The following is a 552-nucleotide window of genomic DNA, read 5'->3' as shown; positions in this document are numbered from 1 at the left end:
CCCCGAGGCAGTATCGTTGTTCGCCACGTCCTTCATCGGCTCCTAGCGCCTAGGCATCCTCCGTGTGCTCTTAGTAGCTTAACCATAATGACTCCTGTTTTGCCCGATTCGTTTTCTTGTTTTGCGCTAGGCGCAAAGCCAAAGGCTCTCATCGTTCAAAACACTCGTCTGCTACTTAAAACTTAACTTGTTGTGACACAAGTTCAGCTAAAAGGATATTTCTAAAACGCAGATTCGTTTCGTTATCTAGTTTTCAAGGATCAAATCATCCAGTCTCGCGACCGGACTTATATCATACCAAATCCCGAATCACTTGACTACAAGCAAGTTCTGGAAATCGTATGCGAGAGTTTGAACTCTCAAAACTGACCAACGAGTGAGTAGTTGCTTTGCTTACGCAAAGCGGGTACGGCGACTTACGTCGGCCGTTATTTGAATGCTTCCATCGCAGGAAGCGATTCTCCATAGAAAGGAGGTGATCCAGCCGCACCTTCCGATACGGCTACCTTGTTACGACTTCACCCCAATCATCTACCCCACCTTCGGCGGCTG

General features: G+C 47.6%; 1 rRNA gene. It reads right to left on the bottom strand.

The features are described from left to right. Positions 1-468: 468 nt before the first annotated feature. A 16S ribosomal RNA gene (locus KI379_RS33690) occupies positions 469-552 on the bottom strand; the annotation flags it as partial.

The sequence above is a fragment of the Paenibacillus cineris genome (genome assembly GCF_018333335.1).
Classification (GTDB): Bacteria; Bacillota; Bacilli; order Paenibacillales; family Paenibacillaceae; genus Paenibacillus_AQ; species Paenibacillus_AQ favisporus.
This window is presented reverse-complemented; position numbering and strand designations above follow the sequence as displayed.